General features: G+C 37.5%; 1 protein-coding gene. It reads left to right on the top strand.

The features are described from left to right. Nucleotides 1–800 (top strand): hypothetical protein (locus BKH45_RS08945; RefSeq protein ID WP_180675734.1); only part of this gene is annotated, 800 nt, incomplete at both ends.

The raw sequence follows: 800 nt of genomic DNA, 5'->3' as shown, positions 1-800 counted from the left end.
CTGCCCCATCAACCCTAAAAAAACTATTTACCCTAAACCTTGATGGAAATTACACCTCAGATGACAGTACTAAAAATAACTTTGCCTTTATTGGGAATATCTCAAACATAGGGGTTTGGAGTTCCTATGCCCCGGTAGCTGAACTCAACTTCAAAAATGGCGCAAATATGAAGGGCAATATCACAATGAGCAATACTGAGGGCAGCACTGTTAGTTTTGGTTCAAATTCTACTTTTACCGGGAATTACACACAAAGTTACGGCAAAACAACATTGAAATTCAATAATGCAACTATGAACGGGACTATTAAAGTTGGGGCTGATAATGATCGTATTAATAATGAATCAATTATTTTGCATGTTATTGGAGATAAATTTAAATTTAACGGGAAATTGGATTTTACAGGCAGTGTCTATAATGACTATCCAAACTACTCCAGAAGAATATTTGACTTGAGCAATCAATCCGTCCTTACTCTTACTTCCGGACTCAACCAAGTTTATGGGACTACGATTTTTAATTTTAGCAAGGATTCTCAGTTGATAGGGGATACCAGTATCACCACGAGTTCTTACCGGGATAATTTTCTAAATCAAACCTTTAATTTTAAAGATTCTTCTTGGACAGGGAATATCAATGCAACTGCTTGGGGGTTTAACCGCTATGTGAGTGCGACTTATAATTTCTCCGGGAATAGTGCTACAACAGGTTATGCTTATAAAGGGAATGTTACTTACCCTCAAAATCACCTCAATATCAATCTCTCCGATGGGGCGATTATGCAAGGGAGTATCACGCAA

Source organism: Helicobacter sp. 11S03491-1, from assembly GCF_002272835.1.
Lineage (GTDB): Bacteria > Campylobacterota > Campylobacteria > Campylobacterales > Helicobacteraceae > Helicobacter_J.
The sequence above is the reverse complement of the archived record's forward strand: the minus strand, read 5'-3'. Positions and strand labels throughout refer to the sequence as shown.